At 39.8% G+C, this 26,701-nt stretch carries 21 protein-coding genes, 3 tRNA genes and 1 pseudogene (1 of these 25 running past the window's edge); 24 read left to right on the top strand and 1 reads right to left on the bottom strand.

Annotated features, from left to right (window positions below; genetic code table 11):
- The 3 genes from IGI87_RS13300 to IGI87_RS13290 all read left to right on the top strand — a co-directional run.
- Nucleotides 1-22 (top strand) — tRNA-Leu (locus tag IGI87_RS13300); it begins 64 nt to the left of the window's first position.
- 14 nt (nucleotides 23-36) lie between these two features.
- Nucleotides 37-110: transfer RNA gene (locus IGI87_RS13295), tRNA-Arg, on the top strand.
- 89 nt (nucleotides 111-199) lie between these two features.
- Nucleotides 200-273 (top strand) — tRNA-Pro (locus tag IGI87_RS13290).
- A gap of 45 nt (nucleotides 274-318) precedes the next feature.
- Here IGI87_RS13290 and IGI87_RS13285 read toward each other — a convergent pair.
- The gene (locus IGI87_RS13285; protein WP_104854109.1) at nucleotides 319-1,176 is read right to left on the bottom strand and encodes a MurR/RpiR family transcriptional regulator; all 858 of its coding nucleotides are present in this window, start codon (nucleotides 1,174-1,176) and stop codon (nucleotides 319-321) included.
- Nucleotides 1,177-1,321: 145 nt separating this feature from the next.
- Here IGI87_RS13285 and IGI87_RS13280 point away from each other — a divergent pair, with 145 nt between their 5' ends.
- From IGI87_RS13280 to IGI87_RS13180, 21 genes and pseudogenes are all read left to right on the top strand, one after another.
- Complete coding sequence (locus IGI87_RS13280; protein WP_104854110.1) at nucleotides 1,322-2,629, top strand: PTS sugar transporter subunit IIC; 1,308 nt, start codon at nucleotides 1,322-1,324, stop codon at nucleotides 2,627-2,629.
- A complete protein-coding gene (locus IGI87_RS13275) occupies nucleotides 2,607-3,836 on the top strand; it encodes an aminotransferase class I/II-fold pyridoxal phosphate-dependent enzyme (RefSeq protein ID WP_164982936.1) in 1,230 nt (409 codons plus the stop codon). Before IGI87_RS13280 ends, IGI87_RS13275 begins: the two co-directional genes overlap by 23 nt.
- 833 nt (nucleotides 3,837-4,669) lie before the next feature.
- Nucleotides 4,670-5,137, top strand: coding sequence for a CtsR family transcriptional regulator (locus IGI87_RS13270; protein ID WP_002354715.1), 468 nt, complete (start codon nucleotides 4,670-4,672; stop codon nucleotides 5,135-5,137).
- Nucleotides 5,138-5,139: 2 nt separating this feature from the next.
- On the top strand, nucleotides 5,140-7,635 hold the full coding sequence (locus IGI87_RS13265; protein WP_104854112.1) for an ATP-dependent Clp protease ATP-binding subunit: 2,496 nt from the start codon (nucleotides 5,140-5,142) through the stop codon (nucleotides 7,633-7,635).
- A 133-nt stretch (nucleotides 7,636-7,768) separates the two neighbouring features.
- Complete coding sequence (locus IGI87_RS13260; protein WP_438737348.1) at nucleotides 7,769-8,803, top strand: FUSC family protein; 1,035 nt, start codon at nucleotides 7,769-7,771, stop codon at nucleotides 8,801-8,803.
- A 179-nt stretch (nucleotides 8,804-8,982) separates the two neighbouring features.
- The gene (locus tag IGI87_RS13255; RefSeq protein WP_438737346.1) at nucleotides 8,983-9,903 is read left to right on the top strand and encodes a peptidase U32 family protein; all 921 of its coding nucleotides are present in this window, start codon (nucleotides 8,983-8,985) and stop codon (nucleotides 9,901-9,903) included.
- A 27-nt stretch (nucleotides 9,904-9,930) separates the two neighbouring features.
- Complete coding sequence (locus tag IGI87_RS13250) at nucleotides 9,931-11,178, top strand: peptidase U32 family protein (RefSeq protein WP_002368523.1); 1,248 nt, start codon at nucleotides 9,931-9,933, stop codon at nucleotides 11,176-11,178.
- A 23-nt stretch (nucleotides 11,179-11,201) separates the two neighbouring features.
- Entirely contained in the window at nucleotides 11,202-12,764 is a 1,563-nt protein-coding gene (locus IGI87_RS13245) for a PucR family transcriptional regulator (RefSeq protein ID WP_104854114.1), read from the top strand.
- A 133-nt stretch (nucleotides 12,765-12,897) separates the two neighbouring features.
- Nucleotides 12,898-14,172, top strand: coding sequence for a cytosine permease (locus IGI87_RS13240; protein ID WP_164982935.1), 1,275 nt, complete (start codon nucleotides 12,898-12,900; stop codon nucleotides 14,170-14,172).
- Nucleotides 14,173-14,191: 19 nt separating this feature from the next.
- A complete protein-coding gene (locus IGI87_RS13235) occupies nucleotides 14,192-15,286 on the top strand; it encodes a DUF917 domain-containing protein (RefSeq protein ID WP_104854116.1) in 1,095 nt (364 codons plus the stop codon).
- On the top strand, nucleotides 15,287-16,840 hold the full coding sequence (locus tag IGI87_RS13230; RefSeq protein ID WP_438737344.1) for a hydantoinase/oxoprolinase N-terminal domain-containing protein: 1,554 nt from the start codon (nucleotides 15,287-15,289) through the stop codon (nucleotides 16,838-16,840).
- 219 nt (nucleotides 16,841-17,059) lie between these two features.
- Nucleotides 17,060-17,536 (top strand): annotated as a pseudogene (locus IGI87_RS13225) (hypothetical protein); the annotation flags it as partial.
- A gap of 30 nt (nucleotides 17,537-17,566) precedes the next feature.
- Nucleotides 17,567-18,706, top strand: a complete 1,140-nt coding sequence (locus IGI87_RS13220) for a helix-turn-helix domain-containing protein (RefSeq protein ID WP_113794737.1) — start codon at nucleotides 17,567-17,569, stop codon at nucleotides 18,704-18,706.
- Nucleotides 18,707-18,752: 46 nt separating this feature from the next.
- On the top strand, nucleotides 18,753-19,127 hold the full coding sequence (locus IGI87_RS13215) for a hypothetical protein (protein ID WP_438737442.1): 375 nt from the start codon (nucleotides 18,753-18,755) through the stop codon (nucleotides 19,125-19,127).
- 86 nt (nucleotides 19,128-19,213) lie between these two features.
- Nucleotides 19,214-20,563: a glutathione-disulfide reductase gene (gene gor / locus IGI87_RS13210; RefSeq protein WP_113794736.1), complete on the top strand. Its 1,350-nt coding sequence runs from the start codon at nucleotides 19,214-19,216 to the stop codon at nucleotides 20,561-20,563.
- Between the two features lie 196 nt (nucleotides 20,564-20,759).
- A complete protein-coding gene (gene folB / locus IGI87_RS13205; protein ID WP_104854120.1) occupies nucleotides 20,760-21,122 on the top strand; it encodes a dihydroneopterin aldolase in 363 nt (120 codons plus the stop codon).
- Nucleotides 21,123-21,608, top strand: a complete 486-nt coding sequence (folK, locus tag IGI87_RS13200; RefSeq protein WP_002365443.1) for a 2-amino-4-hydroxy-6-hydroxymethyldihydropteridine diphosphokinase — start codon at nucleotides 21,123-21,125, stop codon at nucleotides 21,606-21,608.
- On the top strand, nucleotides 21,602-22,171 hold the full coding sequence (gene folE / locus IGI87_RS13195) for a GTP cyclohydrolase I FolE (protein ID WP_438737340.1): 570 nt from the start codon (nucleotides 21,602-21,604) through the stop codon (nucleotides 22,169-22,171). The genes folK and folE overlap by 7 nt, the downstream gene beginning before the upstream one ends.
- Before the next feature lie 3 nt (nucleotides 22,172-22,174).
- Nucleotides 22,175-22,768: a non-canonical purine NTP pyrophosphatase gene (locus tag IGI87_RS13190; RefSeq protein WP_242366028.1), complete on the top strand. Its 594-nt coding sequence runs from the start codon at nucleotides 22,175-22,177 to the stop codon at nucleotides 22,766-22,768.
- Nucleotides 22,761-23,552: a dihydropteroate synthase gene (gene folP, locus IGI87_RS13185; protein ID WP_242366029.1), complete on the top strand. Its 792-nt coding sequence runs from the start codon at nucleotides 22,761-22,763 to the stop codon at nucleotides 23,550-23,552. Before IGI87_RS13190 ends, folP begins: the two co-directional genes overlap by 8 nt.
- Before the next feature lie 252 nt (nucleotides 23,553-23,804).
- Nucleotides 23,805-25,883: a MucBP domain-containing protein gene (locus IGI87_RS13180; RefSeq protein ID WP_438737337.1), complete on the top strand. Its 2,079-nt coding sequence runs from the start codon at nucleotides 23,805-23,807 to the stop codon at nucleotides 25,881-25,883.
- The last annotated feature ends 818 nt before the right edge of the window (nucleotides 25,884-26,701 follow it).

Below are 26,701 nucleotides of genomic sequence, written 5' to 3'. Positions count from 1 at the left end.
GGTTCGATTCCGGTCCTCGGCATTGTTTTATATTTAGCACCCATAGCTCAACTGGATAGAGTGTTTGACTACGAATCAAAAGGTTAGGGGTTCGACTCCCTTTGGGTGCATAGTTGAGTGATTGACTAAGTTTTAAAAAGGTGCACGTGAGTTTCTTTTTAATTCGATAGTCTTTTTTTATTACTTTAACTTTATAGCCCGGGAAGTAGCTCAGCTTGGTAGAGCACTTGGTTTGGGACCAAGGGGTCGCAGGTTCGAATCCTGTCTTCCCGATTGTGAAAAACAGTACTGATTGTCAGTACTGTTTTTTTGTTTTGTTTAAAATTTAAGTATCGAAGTAGGTGTATTTTTTTGTGATGTGTAATTCTTATCGAAATTACGACTAAAAATACAGGAATAAAGGACATTAAGGATATATTCGATGGCTAGTTGAGAGGAAAAGGTTGAGACTTTGAAATCGGCATGTTCAACATTAGGAATGGGTAAAATCACTGTGGCGTATTTAGCTAATTGGCTGTTCAAGTCTGAAGTAATGGCAATAATCGGGGTGCCTCGTTCTGCAAAAATCCGTGCTTCATTAACGATTTCTGCAGTGTTCCCACTGTAAGAGACGAGGATGGCTACGTCATTTTTGGTGGCATTGATGGCTAAATAAAATTGTTCAGCTTGATAAGGGATTAAATGGATAAATAGCTGAATGCGTAACAACTTTGTTTGAAAATCCGTTAAGCGAATGTAGGAGTTACTGACACCCACTGCTAAAATATTTTCAGCAGTTAAAAGTAAATCAATGCTTTTATTTAACATGGCATCGGTTAATAACTGTTGAGTGGATTGAACGGTTTCAGTCGTTAACTGCGCAATTTTCTTGGCAATTAGTAAATCAGAATCTTGCGCTAAAAAAGGCATATTCGCATCAACATTCCGGATTGCTTGGTAGTGAATTTCTAAGTCGCGGGACAAGCGGATTTTAAATTCTTTGAAACCGCTAGTCTCTGTTTTTTTACACAAACGAACAATCGTGGAGGTCGAAGAGTTGGTGGCTTCTGCTAGTTCATAAATCGACATATGCAGGACTCGTTCAGTATGAGATAAAATAAAATCAATAATTAGTCCTTCGTTATATGTATAGCGTTCTTTTTGTTCTAAACATTCGATTAGATTCAATGGGTTCACCTCTCTGTGGTACTTTGTTTCGCTTTCAGTATACCTTAAGCGTATGGATTATGAAACATAGTTACAGAATCAGTTAGTTGTATTTACATCAGAAAGCGGTTTCTTTATGATGAGGATATCACAAAGGATTAAGGAGAGAAGTGAAATGGATAAGTTAACAAACTGGGTGGAGCAAGCCGTAGTGCCTAAAGTTTCAAGGATTACAAGTTTACGTTATTTTCAAGCCTTAAGAAATGGTTTTTTTGCAATTATGCCGTTAACAATTATTGGATCGATTTTTATGTTGATTACAGATTTTCCAGTAGCAGGATATGGCGATTTTATGGCTGGAATTTTCGGTGCGGGTTGGGCGGATATGATTTCACCAGCTTATCGAGCGACTTTCAACATGATGGGAATTATTTTTGCCGGGACGATGTCCTATAAATTGGCGGAAAGTTACGAGATGGATCGTTTAACTTCATTAATTTTAGGCATTGTTGCTTACGTAGTGGTTTTACCGAAAACGGTGACCACTGAATCAGGCGAAGTTGTGACGAAAGTTTTATCGTTTGATTGGTTAGGAACGCAAGGGGTGATTACGGCCATTATTATGTCAATTCTTTCGGTTGAGTTGACTCGTTTCTGTATTAAGAAAAAATTAGTCATAAAAATGCCTGACAGCGTGCCTTCTATGGTGAGCCAAGCTTTTAGTGCATTGATTCCTGGGATTTTTGTGGTAGCGGTGGCTTTATTGATTAATGGGATTGGGCTTTCGTTTGCGGATTCCTTCCCGCAATTAATTTATGCGGTGATTCAAGCGCCACTGCAAGGTTTAATCGGAACCCCTTTTGCAATTATTATTGTGGCTGGCTTAAATGGACTGTTCTGGTGGTTTGGGATTCATCCAACTGTCATCAATTCCATGCTATATCCTATTTTATATGCGAATGCAGACAAAAACCAAAGCTTAGCGGAATTAGGACAATTAACTGCTCAAAGTGGCAACTTTGGCACGGTCCAAATGCTCGATCAATTTGCCACAATTGGAGGCGCTGGTTGCACGATTGGCTTAGCTATTGCAATGGCCATCGTCGGACATTCGTCTAGAATGAAAGCCATGTCGAAAATTTCGTTTGTTCCAGCATTTTTCAACATTAATGAACCCTTGATTTTTGGACTCCCAGTTATTTTTAACCCTTTATTATTGATTCCGATTGCGATCGCGCCGATTGTATCGGTCTTGATTGCCTTTCTGTCAATGAAAATTGGGTTCATGCCAATGTTTACAAACATTCAAGCACCATGGGCTACGCCCTTTCTGTTTTCGGGCTTTTTAGTGGGGAAATGGCAAGGTGCAGTGACGCAAGTTTTAGCTGTTGCCGCTAGTGTCGTCATTTATTATCCATTTGTAAAAGCCTTAGATCGACAATATCAAAAAGAAGAAGCCCATGAAGTACCAGAAACATTGTAGAGAAAGAGGAGTGAAGGAAATGCATGTTGAGAATGATGAAAATATTTGCTGTGAAGTGGAAAAAGGAATGGAAAAAATGTATCATCCCATGGTGCCCGAGTTGGTTCAAACCTCTTCCTTTTATTTCCCAACTTACGAAGAATTTATGGCAGCGAGTATAGATGAAAAAAATAATTATGTCTACACACGTGGCACCAACCCCACAACAGAAATTTTAGAGAAAAAAATTGCTCGTTTGGAACGTGGAGAAAAATGTAAAGTTTTTGCCTCAGGAATGGGCGCTATTTCAGCAACGCTGTTTACGTTACTCCAACAAGGCGATCATGTTTTAATGGTCAATACAATTTATGGAGAATCTGTTTCGTTTGTGCAATATATAGAGAAATTTGGCGTATCCTTGACCCGAGTAGACGTTGCAGAAACAGAAGAACTTTTTCAATTTGTTCAGGAAAACACCAAAGTCATTTACTTTGAAAGTCCGTCCTCACAAAAGTTTGAACTGCTAGATTTAGAAAAAATAACTGCGTTAGCACAAAAAATCGGCGCATACACTGTCATTGATAACACGTGGGCATCCCCGTTATTTCAGCATCCTTTATGCCATAATGTGGACCTGGTGATTCATTCTTGTTCTAAATATATTGGTGGCCATTCGGATATTGTAGCAGGGGCTGTCATTGGCAAAGCAGCGCTTGTAGATCAAATTTTTGAACATGGTCATCAAGCATTAGGCGCAGTCAATAGTCCCTTTAATTCTTGGTTAGCGTTACGAGGTATTCGTACCATGCCCGTTCGGTTGGCGCATCAGTCTCAAGCCATCCAAACGGTGCTGTCGGCTTTGCAAAGGGATCCGCGAATCAGTCGCTTATATCATCCTTTTGTAGGGAATCAACAACAACAAGCGTTAGCAGAAAAATATTTAACAGGTTATGGCTCATTGTTTGCGATTGATTTAAAAGATACCGATTTTGAACGTTTGAAAACATTTGTGAACGCATTGACACTGGTCACAATTGGGGTCAGTTGGGGTGGCTTTGAAAGTTTGGCCTTACCCGTATTTAAAGGTAATAACTTGGTGGCGGTTCAAAAAAGAGGCTTGTCGCCAGCGCACATTCGTATGTACGTTGGTTTGGAGGAGCCAACATCTATTATCGAAGATATTCAACAAGCCTTGGATCAAGCCTACGGCGAAGCATCGTTTTTGTGAGACATTAAGATAATCAGCTGAACAAAAGCAACTCCTTCGGAATTCTCAAGGATAAAACTGTGACGAGCCTTTGGCGAGAAAACAATAAGCCGAAATTGACTTTCTCACACAATTGTTCGGCGTATCTTAATCCTTCCAAGTGTTGAGAATCACGAAAAACTAAGAAAGTACTCCTGCGGTTACTCGTCGCAATTTGTTCTTTGAAAGTGATGAACAATACCTACTTCGCAGAGCTCCGATCTCATCAATCTCTAAGTGATAAATCACTAAGAATTGCGTTGCTTCACTGCGAAAAAGGAGCAGATGAAAGCAACGTACCTACTTGGTGAAGGACTTGGTCTTCAAAAATTAAAGAACACCGGGTCCTTCAATTCTAGCATGTTCCATGCGTAGAAATTGATGCGAACGAAACGGAGTGTAGTTGTATCATGCAACATCAACTCGTTCCTCGTTGTGTTTTATGACAATTTTCGGAAATTTCTTCTTATTGGCTTTCTCATGTGAGCATTCGTCGCAGTTTAGCCTTCTTAAGTGCTGAGAAACACTATTTGCAAAGCAAATAGATGACATCTGCGATTACTCGATGTATTTGAGCCTTTGGGAGTGTTGAACAGTACCTACTTGGTTTTTGGAGCTAAACACTTTTGTCTCAGCCTCTGTGATTCAATAACATATTTTCAATTTTAGGAGGGGAACTTAAGTCAGTTTGACTGAGGTTGCTCCTCCTGTTTTGCATTTTTTTATTAAAGTCAAAGCGTTCCTCTTTATTTAATAGGGAAAGTTCGATATAATAATGGTCAATATTAGTCAAGAGAGAAGAAGGATGGAAGACTATGAGTAATCAAAATACGTCAGATTTAATCGAGGCTTATTTAAAAAAGATTTTAGAAGAAAGTAATAAAATTGAAATCCGTCGGGCGGAAATGGCTAATTTATTTAATTGCGTTCCTTCACAAATTAACTATGTAATTAATACACGTTTTACCATCCAACGAGGCTACGCAGTTGAAAGTAAACGTGGTGGAGGCGGCTATATTCGCATTGTCAAAGTACAAATTTCAGATAACGATCAATTACTAAAACAAATGGATCAATTGATTGGCGCAACCTTAACAGAAAAAGATGCGCTAACTTTTATTCAAACATTGTATGAAGAAGAAGTGATTACGAAAAAGGAAGGCAATTTAATGCTAGCTGCTTTAAGTAAAAGCACATTGAATGGTCTGGGGAATCACGAAGATTTTCTAAGAGCTCAAATAATGCGTTCTTTTTTAGAGCGCTTGAGCTATGAGGAGGAATAACTATGGATGAACTATTTACAGAAAGTGCGAAAGCCGTCCTGGCGATTGCACAAGAAGAAGCGAAGTATTTTCGTCACCAATCCGTCGGTTCTGAGCATTTATTATTAGCACTCGTTTTAGAACCAAATGGGATTGCCGGAAAAACATTACGACAATTGAATACTGACACAGAAGACATCCGTGAAGAAATTGAGCATTTAAGTGGCTATGGCACCATCCAAAGTCCAATGGGGAATAACAACTTATACTTGCCTTATTCACCAAGAGCCAAACAAATTTTTGCCTATGCTGGAGATGAAGCGAAGCGCTTAGGGGCTCAAAAGATTGGTACCGAGCATTTATTATTAGGATTGTTAAGAGACGAAGAAATTTTAGCGTCTAGAATTTTAGTGAATTTGGGATTAAGCTTATCCAAAATGCGTCAATTATTATTGAAAAAAATGGGCGTTTCCGAACCCAATGGCGCACAACGTCGTCGGAATGGTCAAAATAAAAATGCGCCACAAGGGACGCCAACATTGGATTCTTTAGCGAGAGATTTAACCAAGTTAGCACGAGAACAAAGCTTGGATCCAGTAGTTGGTCGCGGGACCGAAGTTCGTCGTTTGATTCAAATTTTGAGTCGCCGTACCAAAAATAATCCTGTCTTAGTCGGTGAACCAGGTGTTGGGAAAACAGCGATAGCAGAAGGGTTAGCCCAGAAAATTGTCAACCGGGAAGTTCCTGAAGATATGCAAGGCAAACGTTTAATGATGCTAGACATGGGTGCCTTGGTTGCTGGGACTAAATATCGAGGTGAGTTCGAAGATCGTTTGAAAAAAGTTGTCGATGAAATTTATCAAGATGGACAAGTTATTTTATTTATCGACGAATTGCATACCTTGATCGGTGCTGGCGGTGCAGAAGGGGCAATTGATGCCTCAAATATTTTAAAACCTGCTTTAGCACGTGGTGAGTTGCAAACAATTGGTGCGACAACTTTAGATGAATATCAAAAATATATTGAAAAAGATGCCGCTTTGGAACGTCGTTTTGCCCGTATTCAAGTAGCAGAACCAACGCCAGAAGAAGCAGAAGAAATTCTAAAAGGCTTGCGTTCACGCTATGAAAAACATCATGGCGTAGAGATTACAGATGAAGCTCTACATGCGGCGGTTCAATTATCAATTCGCTATTTAAATGACCGCCAATTACCAGATAAAGCAATTGATTTAATGGACGAATCTGCAGCGAAAGTTCGTTTAGATAAGGCAGATCAACCTTCAGAAATTAATGAATTACGTAATGAGATTTCTCAATTAATTGCGGAAAAAGAAGAAGCCATTCAAAACCAAGCATTTGAAAGTGCCGCTCGGATTCGCCAACAAGAGAAACAAGTGTTAGAAAAACTAGAAGAATTAATTACAGTGAAAGAAAAAAGTTTGTCTGGTTACAGTACACAAGTAACAGAAGAAGACGTGGCTGGGGTTGTTTCACAATGGACAGGCGTGCCCTTGCAACAGCTAGAGAAGAAAGAAAGCGAACGATTGATGGAATTAGAGACCATCTTACATCAACGGGTCGTTGGCCAAAATGAAGCAGTTGAAGCTGTTTCACGAGCTATCCGTCGTGCGCGTAGTGGCTTGAAAGACCCAGCAAGACCGATTGGTTCCTTCATGTTCTTAGGACCAACTGGGGTTGGGAAAACAGAACTTGCCAAAGCCTTAGCCGAAGCAATGTTTGGCAGCGAAGAAGCCTTGATTCGCGTGGACATGTCTGAGTTTATGGAAAAATACAGTACTAGTCGTTTAATCGGTTCTCCTCCAGGCTATGTCGGCTATGAAGAAGGCGGCCAACTAACTGAAAAAATTCGTCAACGTCCATATTCCGTTATTTTGCTAGATGAAGTGGAAAAAGCCCATCCAGATGTCTTTAATATTTTATTACAAGTCTTAGACGATGGTCATTTAACGGATGCCAAAGGGCGAAAAGTTGATTTCCGTAACACGATTTTAATCATGACCTCCAACTTAGGTGCAACAGCGATTCGTGAAGAAAAACATGTCGGCTTCAATGTGAAAGACATTTCTAAAAATCATGAATTAATGCAAAAACGTATCATGGAAGAATTGAAAAAAGCCTTCCGTCCAGAATTCTTAAACCGAATTGATGAAACGGTTGTATTCCATTCCTTGAAACAAGAGGAAATTCATGAAATCGTGAAAATTATGAGTCAATCTGTCGTGAAACGGATGGCTGAACAAGAGGTCAAAGTGAAAATCACGCCCGCTGCAATTGAAGTCATTGGTAAAGTCGGGTTTGATCCAGAATATGGCGCACGTCCGATTCGTCGGGCCTTGCAAAAAGAAGTGGAAGATCGTTTAAGTGAAGCCCTTCTTTCCGGTCAAATTCAGTTAGGGGATAAAGTAACCCTAGGTGCTAGCAAAGGCAAAATTACGTTAAATGTGCGGGCACCAAAAGCACCAAAAACAGAAGCGAAAGAATTACAAACTGTATAGATGAGATGCAAAGTCTGGTACAAAAACCATTTAGGGTTTTTATGCCAGGCTTTTCTATTTTCCAGTGGCGATTTCTTTTTGAGAATTGCCAGATTGATTTTTCTATGCTACGTTAATAAGGAGGGGTGATGGAATGGAACAATCTTTTTTTCGAGAATTACTACATTATCAACGTCCAAAGGATAATCCTTTTCGACTAGTGTTTGCTGGCTTGGTTATGTTCAGCATTCTTTTTTTGGGCTATATCAATCATCAATTATTGATTTCAAGCTTTGGCTCGTTAGGTATTTTTACTTTTTTATATTATCAGCCGTTACCATTAAAACAGTTAATGACTCGTTTATCTGTGGTCGGTAGTTACCTTTTTTTAGGGAATTTGCTAGGCATGTTATCGACCCATATTGCGTGGCTCATTCCTGTTGTTGTTGCGCTGGTCGGTTTTGGCGGCCGCTTTTTCTTTGAAGTTTACGATATTTCAAAACCAGGGGCCTTCTTTGGTGTGATGGTCACAGCGATGGGTGCCAGTACGAGCATTCCGTTAGCAAAAATTCCATTCATGAGTGGCTGTATGTTATTAGGCATTGGCTTTTCCATTTTGTTTGCACTAGTGTTACATTTTACAGAAAAGGAAATCAGTGCCCCGCTAGCTAAGCGATCATTACGGGAACGAATTTATCGGCATCCAGAAGCGCCATTAGATAGCATATATTATAGCTTTGTTTTATTTTTTGCTGTATATATCAGTGAAAGTTTACATTTACAAAATCCGTATTGGTTAGTCGTTTCCTGTGCATCCATTTTACAAGGAGACAATTTACGTGCGATTAAGCAGCGAAATATTCAGCGAATTTTTGGAACAACGATTGGTTTGGTTATTTCCGCTTTTCTGCTTAATTTAGCTTTGACAACTTTTGAATCGATTGTCGTGATTACGATCTTATTTGTGACCGTTGAGTATTTTATTCGTCGTAATTATGGATTGGCGCAATTTTTCACAACACCTATGGCTCTGATGCTTTCATTGCTCGTTCGTCAGCAGTACGTGATAACGTTGATTCAATTCCGCTTTTTAGGGATTGTTTTGGGTAGCTTGTTAGGTTTAGCGGCAGCGTGGCTATTCACCGTTGTAGTAACGTTTTATGAACGAAAATACCACTTGAACGAGTGACCAAAGAACAGATGACCAGTAATTAAAAAAAGAGCATTTGGTAGGTAAGCGGTTGGCGCTTTTCTACCAAAATTTTTTCGGAAACATTGTGAAAAATGTACGTTTAATACAGATAGGCTCTTTTAAAGTTTGTGAACGTATGATACTATTAAACGGTCATAAAGAAGGAGGCTATATTTATGATTGAACTGATTGCAACTGCAGAATCTGTTGATCAGGCTGTAGAATTACTCGCAACAGGTGTGGATACATTATATATTGGAGAAGAAACATTCGGGTTGCGTTTGCCCGTATCTTTTACACGAGATGAACAACGCGAGATTGTGAAACGTGCACATGAAATGGGTAAACAAGTGCTAGTCGCAGTAAATGGCATTATGCACCCTGAAAAAATGAAATTGGTGCCAGAGTATCTGACATTTTTAAAAGAAATCAACGTCGATAAAATTACTTTGGGCGATCCAGGTATTGTGTTTATCATGCAACGAGATGGATTAGAAATTCCTTACGTTTATGATGGCGAAACCTTAGTAACGAGCTCACGTCAAATCAATTTTTGGAGTAAACGAGGAGCCATCGGAGCTGTCCTAGCTCGGGAAGTACCTTTTGAAGAAATGGTCGCAATGGAAGAAAACTTAGCAGTTCCAGCTGAAATTCTTGTCTATGGGGCGACGTGTATTCATCAATCGAAACGCCCATTAATTCAAAATTACTACAATTACACAAAGAACGACAAAGGGGTTACGAAAGACGAAGGGCTGTTTATTTCTGAACCCAAAAAACCAGAAACACACTATTCCATTTATGAAGATAGTCATGGTACGCATATTTTTGCCAATAACGATGTGAACTTGATGAATGAGTTAACAAACTTGTATGACCATCACTATCGTACATGGAAGCTCGATGGTCTTTACACACCAGGTGAAAATTTTGTCGCGATTGCTCGCTTATTTGCTGAAGCGAAAGCAGCCCTTGAAGCGGGAACTTGGTCAGAAGATCAAGCAGCTCGTGCAACAGCTGAAATTGAAAAATTACATCCAACAGGTCGTGGCTTAGACAATGGTTTCTTTGATTTAAGTGCCGATGCAATAAAATAAATTGATTCATTTAAGGGGAAGAAGAACATGAAAGTAATGACAGAACGAACATTGAAGCGTCCCGAGGTGTTGGCTCCAGCCGGGACGCTAGAAAAACTAAAAGTCGCAATTCGTTACGGTGCCGATGCCGTTTATATCGGAGGGAATGCCTACGGTCTGCGTAGCCGCGCAGGAAATTTCACGCCAGAAGAAATGGCGGAAGGCGTAGCCTTTGCCCGCGAACATAATGCGAAAGTTTATGTCGCTGCCAATATGGTCACTCATGAAGGAAACCAGGAAGGGGCAGGAGCGTTTTTCAGAGAATTGCGAGACATCGGAATTTCAGCTGTGATTGTTTCCGATCCAGCTTTAATCGAAATTTGTGCGACAGAAGCACCAGGTTTACCTATCCATTTATCGACACAAGCTTCAGCAACTAATTATGAAACATTAGAATTTTGGAAAAACGAAGGCTTAGAACGTGTGGTTTTAGCGCGCGAAGTTTCAATGGAGGAAGTTGCAGCGATTCGTGAAAATACGGACATTGAAATTGAAGCCTTTATTCATGGAGCAATGTGTATTTCATATTCAGGTCGTTGTACTTTATCCAACCATATGTCAATGCGGGATGCCAATCGTGGCGGTTGCTCTCAATCTTGTCGTTGGAAATATGAGTTATTTGATATGCCTTTTGGGACAGAACGTCGGAGCAAAACCAGCGAAGGGGAAGTCGAAGAAGAATTTTCAATGAGCGCCGTAGATATGTCCATGATTGAACATATTCCAGAATTAATTGAAAATGGTGTCGATAGTTTTAAAATTGAAGGCCGCATGAAATCCATTCACTATGTTTCGACAGTCGCTAATGTGTATAAAAAAGCCGTCGATTCTTACATGGAAGATCCTGAAAACTATGTCTGCCAACAAGAGTGGATTGATGAATTATGGAAAGTAGCACAACGTGAATTAGCAACTGGATTTTATTACAATACACCAAGTGAAAATGAACAATTATTCGGCGAACGTCGTAAAATTCCACAATATAAATTTGTTGGTGAAGTGATTGCGTACAACGAAAAGACGCAAGTCGCAACGATTCGTCAACGGAACCTTTTCAGTGTCGGCGATGAAATTGAATTTTATGGTCCCGGGTTTACCCATTTCCACCAAACCGTTAAAGAGATGTATAATGAAGACGGTGAAGCGATTGATCGGGCACCTAATCCCATGATGTTATTAACAATGGAAGTGACGCAACCTGTTGCAGTCGGCGATATGATTCGTAAGAAAAAATAAACCAGCCAAAAGGAGGAGTAATTATGAGTGTCCGCGTGAATGATTTATTAAAATTACCGTCTTTGCGAGAAGCAACGGTACTTTCTGGTAAAAACCAATTGGACACATCTGTTGCTTCTCTTTCTTTTTTAGAAGTCTCTGATATGTCTTTGTTTTCGGAAAAACTTCACAAAACAAATGAATACCATGCTGGCGAAATTTTGATTGGTTCATTTTGTGCCATTCGTCATGATGTGGTGAAGCAATGTGAAACGATTCGACATCTCCATGAATTAGGCGAGGTAGGCCTAATCTTGTATTACGTGGGGATTATCGTACCGAAAGTTGCAGAGGAAGTGATTCAATTAGCGGATTCTTTAGGTTTCATTTTAATCCAAATGCCTAAAAATGATCCCACATTACGCTATAACGAAGTCATTTATGAAGTCATGAAATTGTTAGTCAATAAAAATAAAATGGCTTCTTTTGCAACGGACCTCTTGGAAAAAGTTTCCCTTTTGCCTGAACAAAATCGCAGTGTGGAAATGACCTTGAAAATCCTCTCTGATTTTTTAAAAGTCAACATTGCGTTAACCACATATACCAATGAAATCATCAGCACCATCAATTGGCCGCGAAGCACGAAATTACCCTTAACCAAGTTACTTTATCAATCACAAGAGAAAGTAGCACTGGGAGAAACGACCTACTTCATTACCTCGCAAAAACTTCCTCAGAAAGATGGCCAAACATTGAAGCTTTACTTCATTCGAGAAGAAGAGCAGTTAACCTCTTTTGAGATGAATCAAGCGGTGGAAGTCGTTCAGATGGCTCTGAATTTATGGGGGAAAAACTATGACGAAGTCAGTGAGTATGCCTTAGTCCAAGCAATCATTAACGACGAAAGTGATAAGATGTACCAATTAGCCAAAAAATTAATGATTGATATTTCTTCTGTCGAAACGATGTGGCTTTTACCTATTTGGCAACAAGGACAAGAAATCAACGCTATTCAGCAAGATTTGAAAGATTTCCTACGTTACTATTACCAAACAACGATTGTCCAGCAAACAGAAAATTACCTGATTGTCCTCTTAGGTAATTATTTACACAAACAACCTGAAGCCACGATTAGTAAAGAATACTTGCAAGCCACAGACTATCAGGACTATTTAGGTGAAATTATCCTTTGTCCAAAAGTTCGTAACACGACTGAAGTGCGTGTCAGCTACCAAACCGCTAATCAAGTTGCGCCGTTTTTAAAGCGCGTCTATCCACAAAGAAAAGTGTTATCAATCGCGGAAATTCGTACAGTTCAACAAATGATGATGTGTCTCCAAGCAGGAGAAGAAGCAATCCAACAACGCTTAGCAGTTATCCAACCTCTCTTAAAAGAATCAGAGCAGTTAATGACATTAGGGACGTTTTTACTAGATGCAAGTAGTGATTTTAAAGAATGCGGCGAACGCCTATTTGTTCATAAAAATACGGTCAAATATCGTATCAGTAAAATTAACGAAGCGCTCGGCTATGATATGACCAACGCAGCCGAAGCCTATGAAGTCTATTTGGCGATGATCTTATATCGCTTGGTCACGAATGAATGAAAAAGCAGACAATCGGCAGTAGCCGATTTGGCTGCTTTTTTATTTTTAGCCAAAACTTCCTCGATATTTTTTTCAATTTGAAAAAGACCTATGACTGATTTTTCGTTATAATTGAAAAAATAATTAAGGAGGAATGAGAATGAAATTAAAAAACGAGCAACAACAATCGTGGCTTAGCTTAGCATTTGTTTGGGCGGGCGCAATGATTAGCGTGCCAGGATTAATTATTGGAGGAACGTTAGTTGCAGGCATGCCTTTATGGGAAGCTTTGTTAACAGGATTTATTGGTTACGGTATTATTGTTATTTTAATGATTTTACAAGGAATTCAAAGTTCTGACTTACAAGAACCTTCTGTCAAAGTCGCTTCTCAAGTGTTTGGCATTCAAGGTTCGCAAAAGATTATTTCTATTATTCTAGCGATTGCTTGCTTAGGTTGGTTTGGTTTGCAAGCCAATGTCAGCGGCGGCGCCTTCACGAACTTTTTAAAAATTTACGGCATTGATTTACCTGTGTCGCTTTCTTCCTTAATCTGGGGAGTTATCATGCTTATTTCGGCTCTTTATGGCATAAAAATATTGAAAATTCTGAATTATTTTGCGGTTCCTGTGTTAGTTCTGGTTTGTCTTTATGGCTTGGTGGCTTCGTTAAGAAATAACGGTTGGGCGGCTGTTAGTCAATATACACCTCAAACAGCAGGAAGCTTTATGTCGGGTCTTTCAATGACTGTCGGTTCTTTTGCATTAGGTGCGGTAATTGCTGGAGATTACTCTCAATATGTTTCTTCTCGTAAAGATGTGATCAAAGCGGCCACCTTAGGGATTTTACCGACAGGCTTGTTGATGATTGGCGTAGGTGCGGTCTTGACCATTGCTTCGAATACCGCAGATATCACGGAAGTTTTTATGAATCTCGGGTTTCCAGTTCTAGGAATTATTGCGCTGATTTTAGCAACTTGGACCACGAATGCCGTGAATGCTTTTTCTGGCGGACTGGCCTTGATCAATGTCTTTGATATTCCAAAAGAAAAAGAAAAAGTCGCTGTCGGTGCGGCCGGCGCCATTGGAACCTTATTAGCAGTCGTGGGGATTTTAAATTACTTTACGCCGATTATGTCCGTCCTTTCTGCGATGGTTCCACCAGTGGCTGGTGTAATGATTGCTGCCTATTGGTTGATTAACAAAGGCGATCGAACCAAATGGCAGCCAACGCCTGGCGTGAATAAATTAGGTGTTTTTTCATGGCTAATTGGTGCTGCAGTGGGGGGCATTCCAGTGATTGTGAGTTTCTTTCCCAATGCCCCTCAATTGCCTAACCAACCGCTAATTGGCATTGTTTTATCGTTTATTATTTATTATTTCGGTGCAAAACGTCAACAGACGAACACCGAATCATTAGAAATGGAATGAAGAAGAGGAGTGTCGGAGAATGCGTTATTTAGATGCAGAAGCAATTGAGAATATAGCCACAGGAGCAGCGTTTTTAGGGACAGGAGGTGGCGGTGATCCCTACATTGGTAAAATGATGGCTTTGTCCGCCATCGAAGAAAACGGACCTGTCAAACTGGTTTCTCCAGAAGAAATTGCCGCGGAGGATTTTTTCCTACCCGCCGCAATGATGGGTGCCCCATCTGTCGCAATTGAAAAATTTCCCAAAGGCGACGAATTCGTCCGTGTCTTTGAGAAGTTAGGAAAATATTTAGACCAAGAAACGATTGCGGGAACCTTTCCAATGGAAGCTGGGGGCGTCAATTCAATGATTCCAATTGTTGTTGCAGCGAAGCTAGGCATTCCCTTGGTGGATTGCGATGGTATGGGGCGGGCCTTCCCAGAATTGCCGATGGTAACGTTCCATTTGAATGGGATGTCAGCGACCCCTATGGCAATTACCGATGAAAAAGGAAATATTGGCATTATGGAAACGATTGATAATACTTGGACAGAACGTCTTGCGCGTGTCCAAACGGTTGAAATGGGCGCCAGTGCCTTAGTGAGCATTTATCCCGCGACAGGCAAACAATTAAAAGACTATGGTATTCACAACATCGTGACATTATCAGAAGAAATTGGCAAAGTGATTCGAGGTACCTATGCAGATGAACAAGAAAAACGCCAAGCATTAGTAGAAGTTACGGATGGCTTTGAATTGTTCCAAGGAAAAATTCTGGATGTGGAACGAGAAGTAAAAGGTGGCTTCAATTTGGGACGTGTCAAATTGAGTGGCTTAAACAGTGACGCTGGCTCAGAAGCAGTTGTCCATTTTCAAAATGAAAATTTAATTGCTGAGAAAGATGGTCAGGTGATTGCGATGACACCTGATTTGATTTGTATGGTAGACTTAGAAACCTTAACGCCTGTGACAACAGAAAGCTTGAAATACGGCAAACGTGTCCAAGTAATGGGCTTGAAAGCGAATGCCGCTTGGCGAACGAAAAAAGGTATCGAAACAGTGGGTCCTCGGTATTTCGGCTACGAAATAGATTATCAACCACTAGAAAACTTAGTAGCGAAGGAGGACAAATAAATGTATAAAATCGGTATCGATGTCGGCGGCACAAATACAGATGCTGTTATTTTAGATCATCAATTAAACTTGATTCATTCAGTGAAAGTTCCAACAACCGATGATATTCAAACAGGGATTGCAAGTGCCTTAAATAAAGTCTTGGCAGAATCAGCAGTGGATCCAAGCAAAGTCACACATGCAATGTTGGGTACGACCCAATGTACGAATGCCATTGTTGAACGAAAAAAATTAGCAAAAGTTGGGGTCCTTCGTTTGGGCTATCCAGCAACCGCTTCGGTCTTGCCTTACACAGCTTGGCCCAAGGATTTAGTGGCTACTCTTTCAGAAACGTATGCTTTAGCGCATGGCGGCTACGAATATGATGGACAACCATTGACTGCACTGGACGAAGAAGAGTTGCGCGGGATTTTGGCCTCTTGGCGAGGAGAAGTAGAGGCCATTGCAGTAATTGGCGTTTTTTCTTCTTTAAAAAATGAACAAGAATTGTTTGTTCAAGCACTTGCGAATGAAGTGTTAGGGGTAGATGTTCCTGTTTCTTGCTCCTCAATGATTGGTTCTGTCGGTTTAATTGAACGGGAAAATGCGACAATTTTGAATGCTGCGTTGCACAAAGTAATTAAAGTGACCAGCGAAGGCTTTGAACAAGCCTTAGAACAAGAAAAAATTCATCACGCCCAAGTGTACTTATGTCAAAATGATGCTACGTTAATGTCATTAACTTATGCCAAACAGTTTCCTATATTAACCATTGCTTGTGGACCAACCAATAGTATTCGTGGCGCTTCTTACTTAGCCGGCTTGAAAGATGCGGTTGTCTTAGATGTTGGTGGCACAACGTCAGACATTGGCGTGTTAGTGGATGGCTTTCCAAGAGAATCTTCACTGGCCGTTGATGTTGGCGGAGTACGGACCAATTTTAGAATGCCAGATATCGTGTCAATCGGTGTTGGCGGCGGCAGTCTAGTGCGTGAACAACCAGATGGTTCTGTGACAGTCGGCCCTGATAGTGTCGGTTACCGTATTACACAAGAGGCCCTTGTTTTTAGCGGCACACAATTAACGACCACTGATATTGCGGTTCGCTTAGGCCATGCCCAAGTTGGTGATCCTAGCAAAGTGGCTCATTTAGACCAAGCGTTTGCGGAAAAAGTGTACCAAAAAATTGGCGAATTGGTCAGTGAAGCGATTGATCGCATGAAAACCAGTTCCGCAGACGTGACGGTCGTTTTAGTTGGTGGTGGGAGTATTATCATCCCCGAAGAATTGACAGGCGTTAAAGCGCTAATTCGCAACGAAAACGGAGCAGTGGCGAATGCCATCGGCGCCTCCATCGCTCAGATTAGCGGACAATACGAACAAATTTATGTCTATTCAAAAATCCAACGGGACGCGGCGTTAGCCGATGCCCAAGAAAAAGCCGTCCAACAAGCCGAACTTGCGGGTGCAGTCCCTGGCACAATCGAGTTAGTCGAAGTGGAAGAAACACCACTCGCCTATCATCCAGAAAATGCAACCCGCTTACGAGTAAAAGTGGTTGGGAACATGTATTGAGGACCAGTGCAAAACAAAAGTTATAAGAAGAGTTATTTGAAATATGAGGTTGGGCTAGGACTGTCAATTGAAGTATTATTCTGAAGAGTTCAGAAGAAGCTATGATTGTCTCGCCGTTTATTTTAAAATTCAGAGTTAGGAAGGTAAGTCGAAATGACTTACCTTCCTAAGTTCATTTTTTGTGTTGACATATTTTTTTAGAAAAGGCAAAATGTTAACATGGTATGTTGTTGGGGTATTGTGAAAAAAGGAGAGAAAATAATGAGTATTTTAAAAGAACATTTAAAAAGAAATTGTGATGCACGAATGGTTGGTGTTTTATCGTTAAGCATAAGAGAAGCATATCGCTACTTAAATGAGCTAACAGAAAGAGAATCCATTTTTCAACGAGCAGAAATGAAAAAAGTTTGGGGACACGTTCGGCATGGATTGGTTGATGTTGGTTTAAAACAAGTGTTAACTTCATCAGCAATCCCGCATGAAATAGCTGACAAAGCTAGTAGTCGATATGTCAATGGTCATACGTACTTAATGATTGAAACCAAAGGAGCAATTTTGACGCCAGCTAAAGTTTTATCAGAAGCTTCAGTTCCTAAAAAGGCATTATTTAGAAATCGTGGGAGCTTATTGAATAAGCAGTATAATTTATTTGACAAACCAGAAGATTTGAATGAGTATTATGATGCCAATCAACCGCTGACGAACTGATAAGGAGAGGGCTAGAAAATGAACGAGAGGTTGATTTTTAATCCAAAGCAATTAACTTCGGCTCGCATTGCACGAGGATTAACAATGAAAGAATTAGCCGAGAAAGCAGAGCTATCTAGGCAAATAATTTCGAATTACGAATCGGGAAAAACAATTCCTAAAGCAGATAGCATATTAAAACTAATTTCTGTTTTACAATTTCCCCGTAGTTTCTTTTCAGCAGATACATTTGAATTGTATTCAGGCGCAACTTTTTTTAGAAGCCGAAGTGCGGCAACGAAGAGAGTAAGAGATATGCAAAAAGAGCGGTTAAAATATGTGCAAGAAGTGTATAAAGTATTAGCAACATATGTGAACTTTCCCAAAGTTTGTTTACCAGAATTAATTGAAAAGAGTATTTATGAAATCACAGAAGAAGAAATTGTGAAAAAGGCTGAGGAATTACGGAAAATTTGGGGCTTAGACTTGATTTCGCCAGTCCCTAATCTCATTCAGTTGGCTGAACAAAATGGTGTGATTATTTCAGAAGCCAACATGTCCAATCCAACACTAGATGCGGTCTCGCGTTGGATGATTGGTCGGCCGTTTATTATGCTCACAGATAATCATGAATCTGCTGTCCGTCGTCGTTTTAACGTGGCGCATGAACTAGGACATATTTTATTACACAACGGTGTTGAAAGTATTCATGAGTATTCGCAAACAGAATTAAAGAACATTATTGAGTATCAAGCAAATCTATTTGCTGCGCATTTTCTCCTTCCTTCAGCGGCTTTTTCTGATTCGCTCTTGTCTATTTCGTTAGAATACTATATTGATTTGAAAAAGTATTGGAAAGTTTCTCTTCAATCAATGATTCAAAAAACATACACATTATCGTTAATTAATGATGATCAACGTCTCTATTTAAATAAAAGAATTGCTAAAAATAAATGGAAAACGAAAGAGCCTTACGATGAACAACTGACTATCGAACAGCCAGAAGTTTTCCAAAAAGTTTACCACATGATTTTAGAGCACCAAGTCATTCCTGCAAGTCAACTAAATCAAGCTTTTAAATTGCCTAAAGAAGAAATAGAAAAGATATTAGGAACAGCTATTCAAACGGAGCAGGACAAAACAGAAATCGTTCTTGAATTATTACGTTCTAACGAATAATCAAAAAGAAAGAGGAATAACTACGGCCAAAGTATTCGCCTACTAAATTGGTCAAAACCCACGTATTCAAACGGACCTTTGGGTAAATTCTCAGCTGTTTGAAGATGAGCATGGCTATGCGGGTGGTGTGAGCTTCGGGTTAGCAGATTGTGTTCAAACCGGAATGTTTACAGATATTGAAGTGATAAAACGGTACCTTCACGAAGCAACCTACGTTTTTATTAATGGTGACTTTGACCGACTAAGTTATTTAGACATTGGGATTGCACTTTCCTTAGGCAAAACACTTTATGTCATTACAATGAATCCAAACGTAACGAAAGAAGATTTAGGAATTCCCTTCGACAATGCTACGATTGAATTCCTTTCCCCCAGTTCTTTTACGGAACGAATCAATGAAACAGAAGCAGCAGAAAACTAAACAAAAGTAAGTAATACGACTGTCTTTTTTTGCTATTTTTTGCGATAATAAGGGAGAAAGTTCAAATTGAAAGGGAGCCAGAATAAATGAAAACCTATGATTATATTGTTATTGGTGGCGGTAGTGGCGGGATTGCTTCTGCTAACCGCGCAGGAATGCACGGAGCCAACGTCCTTTTAATTGAGGGCAACGAAATTGGTGGGACCTGTGTCAACGTTGGCTGTGTGCCTAAAAAAGTTATGTGGCAAGCTAGCAGCATGATGGAAATGATGGAAAGAGACACAACAGGCTACGGGTTTGATGTTGAAATCAAAAATTTTAGCTTTAAACAATTAGTTGAAAATCGTGAAAAATATATTGACTTCTTACATGGCGCGTATAATCGTGGTTTAGACAGTAACAACATTGAACGTATCCATGGTTACGCTACGTTTACTGGGGAGCAAACAATTGAAGTCAATGGAACAGAATATACGGCGCCGCACATTTTAATCGCGACAGGTGGTCGTCCGAAAAAACTAGGTATTCCAGGAGAAGAATATGCCTTAGATTCAAACGGCTTCTTTGCGTTAGAAGAAATGCCAAAACGAGTGGTCTTTGTCGGTGCGGGTTACATCGCAGCCGAATTAGCAGGAACCTTACATGGCTTAGGCGCAGAAACACATTGGGCCTTCCGCCACGATCGACCATTACGAAGCTTTGATGACATGCTTTCTGAAAAAGTCGTAGCACGCTATCAAGAAATGGGCATGCAAATTCATCCGAATGCAACACCAGCTAAAATTGAAAAAACGGCGCAGAATGAGTACGTTATTACATTTGAAAATGGTGAATCGATTACGACAGATGCCGTGATTTTTGGGACAGGCCGTCAACCGAACACGGATCAATTAGGCTTAGAAAATACGAAAGTAGCACTTGATGAAAAAGGCTACGTCAAAGTAGATAAATTCCAAAATACCACGCAAAATGGCATCTACGCAGTCGGCGATGTCATTGGTAAAATCGATTTAACACCAGTCGCGATTGCCGCTGGTCGGCGTCTGTCTGAACGCCTATTTAACGGACAAACTGATTTATATTTGGATTATAACTTGGTACCAACGGTGGTCTTTACCCATCCACCAGTTGCGACAATTGGTTTGACGGAAAAAGCAGCGCTTGAAGAATATGGTGAAGACCAAGTGAAAATCTATCGCTCTAGCTTTACGCCAATGTACTTCGCTTTAGGGGAATACCGTCAAAAATGCGACATGAAATTAATCTGTGTCGGCAAAGAAGAAAAAATTGTCGGTTTGCATGGCATCGGCATCGGTGTTGACGAAATGCTACAAGGCTTTGCAGTCGCTATTAAAATGGGCGCGACCAAAGCAGATTTTGATAATACTGTTGCGATTCATCCAACAGGCTCAGAAGAATTTGTAACAATGCGATAAAAGGCTAATAACCCCAAAAGAGAGCGTTGCTGATGCAACGCTTTTTTTTGCCCACTCAATTTATACTATTTGATTGGTAAAAAGTAATTTTTTATAGCGTACCAATCACCACTTTTCCATCTTTTAACTACTGACTTTTCCAAGAAATATGCTATGATTAAAAAAATCAGCAAAACAGAGGGTAGGGAGTTAGAAGATGGATAAAATTAGAATCAACAACTTGAAATTTTTTACAAAAAATGGTGTTTTGGCAGAAGAAAAACGTCTAGGACAGCAATTAGAAATCGACCTTGAAATGCAGTTGTCACTAGCCGAGGCGGGGCGAACAGATGATGTCACCCAAACCGTCAATTATGCCGAAGTGAATGAATTGATTGCCCAACGAGTAAACAATCACTCGTACGATTTAATCGAAGGTTTAGCGAGTGCTATTTTAGATGATATTTCCACAGATTACCAAGAACAATTGAACAAAATTATCATTAAAATTAGAAAATATAGTGTGCCGATGCCCGGCCTTTTTGACAATATTGAAATTGAAATGGAGCGAGAAGTATAGATGATTGGCTATGTAGCATTAGGTAGTAATGTCGGTGATCCGTACGCAAATTTAGTGAAAGCCCGCAATTATTTAAACGAAGACCCGCAGATTCAGGTCGTGGCTTCTTCAAAACTTTATGAAACGGATCCTTACGGCTATACAGACCAAGATGATTTTTTGAACGCTGTATTGAAAATTGATACTAGCTATACCGCTGAAGAATTACTGGCTGTTACTCAAGGGATTGAGCAAGCAATGAAACGTAAAAAATTAATTCACTGGGGTCCGCGGATTATTGATATTGATATTTTATTATTAGGGGAACAGTCAGTCACGTTGCCCCACTTACAAGTTCCTCATCAAGAATTAACAAAACGGTCATTTGTTTTGATTCCCTTAAGTGATGTTTACGCAGAGGAACAACTATTGGGCGCGCCAATAGCTACGTGGATTCAGCGCAGTGGCAATCAAGAAGAAGTGCGAGTAAGCGAAAAGGAATGGTAGAGATGGAGCAGGAAAAACAAGCGCAAATTGAGCAGGCAGTTACCACAATCTTAGAAGCAGTGGGGGAAGATATTCAACGGTCAGGACTCATTGATACACCCAAACGAGTAGCTAAAATGTATGCAGAAGTTTTTAGCGGATTAACCGAACCTGAATTTCAAGATTATAAATTATTTGATAGCTTAAATGAAGGCGAAATGGTTTTAGTAAAAGATATTGCCTTTTATTCAATGTGTGAACACCATTTATTGCCATTTTATGGGAAAGTACATGTCGCTTATCTGCCAGAAGGTGGCAAAGTATTGGGACTAAGCAAGTTACCAAGGTTAGTGGAACATTGTGCCAAACGTCCTACAGTTCAAGAAGATTTAACGGTGACAATTGCCCGCAAACTCCAAGAAAATATTCCCGTCAAAGGCATTGCAGTAGCCATTGAAGCGGAACACATGTGTATGACGATGCGCGGCGTGAAAACACCACAAAGTAGCACCAAAACATTTCAATTTACCGGTTTATTTAAAGAACAAGAGTGGAAAAATCAATTTTTAATGGAGATACGTTAGAAAATGGAAATCATTGTTGGCACGAATAACCAAGGTAAGTTAAAAGAAATGCAATCAGGGCTTAAGGACCCAACTATTCAACTCGTCTCTTATCGAAAGTATACGACCAGTCAAGAACAACCAGCAGAAACTGGCACTACTTATGCAGAAAATGCTTATCTAAAAGCTCGCTTTTTCCAACAATTAATTGGCCGCCCAGTGTTAGGTGATGATGGCGGCTTAACGTTAACTGCTTTTCCTGATTTATTAGGTATTCATACAAGCCGCTTTTTCCATTCAGCCAATCCGGAAGAACAGAACCGCGAACTGTTGCACTTATTTGAAGGGCGACGGTCGACCCGAGAGTTAACCTTATCAGCCACGCTGGTCTATGTACTCGATGACGACAAATTATTGCAAACGAAAGCCACTTTGACTGGTGAATTGGTTGAACCGCGCGGTACAGGCGGTTATGGCTTTGACCCGATTATTTATTTACCAGACCGAGGCAAAACCTTAGCGGAGTTGTCCACGAGTGAACGAATGAAAATAAGTCCTAGAATGCGGGCTTTACGAAAGATGATTCAGCAGATAAAGGAGCAATGTGACAATGATTGATTTAAAAAAGAATTATCAAATTATGGGGATTGTCAACACAACTCCCGACTCTTTTTCTGATGGCGGTAGTTACACAACGGTCGACGTGGCCTATCAACATGCGCTTCATCTACTAGAAGCGGGGGCCGATATTTTAGACATTGGTGGTCAATCCACACGTCCCGGCTACGAAGAAGTTTCTCCGCAAGTTGAGGCAGACCGAGTATTACCGTTAATTAAAAAAATACGTGACACTTCTCTAGCGCCGATTTCTGTGGATACCTACTATCCCGAAGTAGCGGAAGCCGCTATCCAAGCTGGCGCCACAATGATTAATGATATCAAAGGATTAGACACTCCAGGGATGGCAGAAGTCCTCGCACAATATCCTGAAATCCAAGTTGTGATTATGCATTCCAGAAAACGCCAATCTCTTTCTTTAAAAGAAGAGTTGCACCAATTTTATACAGAAAAAATTGAACAATGCCAAAAATATGGGCTTTCCTTAGAAAAAATTTGTTTCGATCCAGGGATTGGCTTTCATAAAACTGTCGCAGAAAACCTTCAACTGTTAAAAGATCCTAACGCCTTTCGCTACCAAGATTATCCGTTACTATACGGCGTTTCTCGCAAACGAACCATTGGCGCTTTAACGAACGAGCCAGAACCAGCCCAGCGTGATTTTGGCTCAGCCGCTGCTTCCCTGTATGCAGCGCAACAAGGCGTAGAAATTTTACGCGTTCATAATGTCCAAGGATTAAAACAAACATTTGATGTCTGGCGCGCGTTGTCGGAGAAAGAATAAGAGACCCGTTTATCAGGTTTTGAGCGTGGAGCAAAAATCCAAAGTGATTTTTGTTCCACGCTTTTCGTGTTTATTATGCTAAGTTGGAACGGAGGAGTCAATTGGTCAAGAAACCTTCGTTTTTTAGGAGTTTTTTAGAAATAATTTAAAATAGATGTAGCATAGGGTTTCTATTATAATCATCTTTGGAATGTAACGATTGTTATTTAATATTTATTTATCTAATTAAAAGCAAGGGGGTTGTAATCTCAGTTGAAAAAACATAACTATTTATTGATTTTGCTATGGCTAATTGGAGGGGTCTTTTTAGGAGTTAAAAAAGTAGAAGCTGCTCCTAGACCGTTAACAGAACTGGGCTATTTCCATTGGGCAAATCAATCGGTTACACCAGCGGCAAACACGTTTATCATGCATTATGGTGAAAATACCTCCGTCCAACCAATTGAAGGTGAAGTGTCTTCAAACTACATCGCAGTTAGTCGAACGACAAATAAAAGTAAAGCATTAGTAAAAAATGTGGGGTTCTATGAAGGAAAAGCAGTTAATTTACTGGTTACACTAGAGCGGAATAAAAGTAATTTGGATGGAGGATCAATTAGTTTTACTGAAAGCTATTTTTTAGGAATTACGATTAAAGGCGAAATGCTGGTTACCTATGATTTTGTTGATAATGATGGTCAGCCCTTAACGATAAAAACAGCGTTTAATTACTATGGGTTAAATTCAAACAAATATGTTGGCTATAAAAACCCCGGAACGGTAATTGATGCCTTATATGCGGAAAATCCCACACATATTCTTTATGATACGTGGGATGGTGGAGCCGATGATTACTGGTTATACCTAAAAAATGTCACTGCAGGAATACCTTGGCGGGATCCTCGCCAGCGTTTTGAAGTGACAACTAAAAGCATTTCTACTATTACATTTGTCGTTCACAACAATGACACAACGCCGTCATCTATTGTTTACTTTACGGATTTTTTGGCAAAACCAGAATTTCCCCCAGCCTACGCAATGGATACCTATTTTGAAAATGCAGAGAAGGCTGTTTGCTTAAATGTGCAACAGACCATCCCCAATATTGATCAGTGGACAAAACCTAGTCAAATGGCTGTAAATATTAACCTGAACCAAGTAAATCAAACAAAGCAATATCAATTTGACAAAGTCTTAGTTACTGACTTTAAAGGAGAAGATTTAACGGATTTATTTACTAGCCAAACAGATGGTGAAAATGTCCAAATTGTGACAAAAAATCTGTCAGATAGCCGTCTTTATGATACCGTATTACAATATAAAGTTTACTTGAAATGGCAAGGCACTCAAAATCCAGTCGACACGGCGCTCATATCAAATGGAAAATTAGACTTGCCGTTTAGTGCGAAAACCCTTTTAGATGGAGAAAATTTAGAGGAAACGACGGCTACATCCAGTGTGAATTATGTGGGGAAAGTAACGACTGTGTTTTTAAATGAACAAGATAATGCTATTCATGAATCAGTCACAAAAGAAGGGCTTTTAACCACGCCTTTTGACTTATCTAATCAGTATCCCGAAATAGCTGGTTATGAGCCAATTAAGACCCAACAAGATCAAGGGTTGTTTCTTCCAGAGGAGCAAACAATTATTCATCGTTATCGTGAAAAGAAGTTATTACAATTCAAATTGATGGATGAAGAAAATCCGCTATTGGTCTCACGTTTTACAAATCAGCGAGAGATTACTTTTTCATTTTCACATGATCCATCAACTAACGTAACTTTAATGGCGCAGTGTGGCACGGAAGAAAAAGAATTAAAAAAATATGTAGATACGCCAGAATCGGTTGTTGATAAAGTTACGTATACTTTTCCTGAACAGTGGTTGAATCGAGAGGTTTTCTTTTATATCAAAGATGAGAACAATCAAGAGTCAGAAAAAGACAGTCGTACTCTTCAAAAAGAAGCTGGGCCCAAGCTCATTTTACCTGATACGATCAATTTTGGTGTGAATGAAATTCCCGCAACAGAGACAATGATTTCTTCTACTACAAATAAAGAAATCCGCATTGAAGATACAAGCAAACTTGATAAAAGTCGGTGGACAATTAAAGTAAAAGAAGAACAACCGTTAAAGAACGAAAATGGCGAGTTGCTCGACAAAAGAATAAGTTATGGCGAGAAGAATCAGCGTGTTCTAATTAATACAGATAGTCAACCTATTTTGCAAGGAAGCGGCAACGCTACCGCTAATTTGACCAAACAACTTCAGTTGACGATTTTTCCTTCTGATCCAGTCGGAAAGTATACTGGAGTGATGCGATGGTCTCTGGAAGATGCACCAGAATAAAAGCTTCGTTTGATAAGTAAAAAGTGTCTCATTATCTAGCAATAGATAATGAGACACTTTTTTCTAGATCGCTTTAGGTCTCCTACTTTTTTAAAGAAAGCGCCTTCTAATAAAGAGTAAATGTGTTATACTACACAAGTAGGAAGTTTATGACGGTGGCAATTTCTCAAAAAAGGGGGACTGCCAATGTTTTTGCTTGTTTGCTCTTTCCCTAGAAAGGAATAGCATTGACTGTCTTTGAAGCATTGATGCTTGCGATTGCTTTCGCAACATTAATTGTCAAAATCAGTAATAAAAACGACAAAAAATAAACCCGTCATAACTTTTAGCGAAGATTGACGGGTTTATTAACCAATAAATTAAAGCTACCGTCTTAAACGGTCTACCCGAGAGCGTATGACTAGTACGCTCTCTTCGTGTTTATTATAGCAAGTTAAAACGGAAAAGTCGAATAGTAAATAAAAAAAGAAAGCGCCTTCTAATAAAGAGTAAATGTGTTATACTACACAAGTAGGAAGTTTATGACGGTGGCAATTTCTCAAAAAAGGGGGGCTGCCAATGTTTTTGCTTGTTTGCTCTTTCCCTAGAAAGGAATAGCAGTGACTGTCTTTGAAGCATTGATGCTTGCGATCGCTTTCGCAACGTTAATTGTTAAAATCAGTAATAAAAACGAAAAAAAATAAACCCGTCATAATCTTTAGCCAGGATTAACGGGTTTATTTCCGTATTAAAATCAAGCTACCGTCTTAAACGGTCTACCAGAGAGCGTATGACTAGTACGCTCTCTTCGTGTTTATTATAGCAAGTTGAAACGGAAA

Origin of the sequence: Enterococcus sp. DIV1444a, assembly GCF_051712125.1 — a bacterium.
GTDB lineage: Bacteria > Bacillota > Bacilli > Lactobacillales > Enterococcaceae > Enterococcus > Enterococcus faecalis.
Note: the sequence above shows the minus strand (reverse complement) of the source record. Positions and strands in the feature narration are given on the sequence as shown.

Bases quoted from the DNA above. Each gene is read 5' to 3' on its own strand.
- IGI87_RS13255 (WP_438737346.1), top strand. From the start codon at position 8,983: ATGATTGAACTGATTGCAACTGCAGAATCTGTTGATCAGGCTGTAGAA.
- IGI87_RS13250 (WP_002368523.1), top strand. From the start codon at position 9,931: ATGAAAGTAATGACAGAACGAACATTGAAGCGTCCCGAGGTGTTGGCT.
- IGI87_RS13190 (WP_242366028.1), top strand. From the start codon at position 22,175: ATGGAAATCATTGTTGGCACGAATAACCAAGGTAAGTTAAAAGAAATG.
- IGI87_RS13245 (WP_104854114.1), top strand. From the start codon at position 11,202: ATGAGTGTCCGCGTGAATGATTTATTAAAATTACCGTCTTTGCGAGAA.
- gor (WP_113794736.1), top strand. From the start codon at position 19,214: ATGAAAACCTATGATTATATTGTTATTGGTGGCGGTAGTGGCGGGATT.
- IGI87_RS13265 (WP_104854112.1), top strand. From the start codon at position 5,140: ATGGATGAACTATTTACAGAAAGTGCGAAAGCCGTCCTGGCGATTGCA.
- IGI87_RS13235 (WP_104854116.1), top strand. From the start codon at position 14,192: ATGCGTTATTTAGATGCAGAAGCAATTGAGAATATAGCCACAGGAGCA.
- IGI87_RS13240 (WP_164982935.1), top strand. From the start codon at position 12,898: ATGAGAATGAAATTAAAAAACGAGCAACAACAATCGTGGCTTAGCTTA.
- IGI87_RS13280 (WP_104854110.1), top strand. From the start codon at position 1,322: ATGGATAAGTTAACAAACTGGGTGGAGCAAGCCGTAGTGCCTAAAGTT.
- folP (WP_242366029.1), top strand. From the start codon at position 22,761: ATGATTGATTTAAAAAAGAATTATCAAATTATGGGGATTGTCAACACA.
- folK (WP_002365443.1), top strand. From the start codon at position 21,123: ATGATTGGCTATGTAGCATTAGGTAGTAATGTCGGTGATCCGTACGCA.
- IGI87_RS13260 (WP_438737348.1), top strand. From the start codon at position 7,769: ATGGAACAATCTTTTTTTCGAGAATTACTACATTATCAACGTCCAAAG.
- IGI87_RS13275 (WP_164982936.1), top strand. From the start codon at position 2,607: ATGAAGTACCAGAAACATTGTAGAGAAAGAGGAGTGAAGGAAATGCAT.
- folE (WP_438737340.1), top strand. From the start codon at position 21,602: ATGGTAGAGATGGAGCAGGAAAAACAAGCGCAAATTGAGCAGGCAGTT.
- IGI87_RS13270 (WP_002354715.1), top strand. From the start codon at position 4,670: ATGAGTAATCAAAATACGTCAGATTTAATCGAGGCTTATTTAAAAAAG.
- IGI87_RS13220 (WP_113794737.1), top strand. From the start codon at position 17,567: ATGAACGAGAGGTTGATTTTTAATCCAAAGCAATTAACTTCGGCTCGC.
- folB (WP_104854120.1), top strand. From the start codon at position 20,760: ATGGATAAAATTAGAATCAACAACTTGAAATTTTTTACAAAAAATGGT.
- IGI87_RS13230 (WP_438737344.1), top strand. From the start codon at position 15,287: ATGTATAAAATCGGTATCGATGTCGGCGGCACAAATACAGATGCTGTT.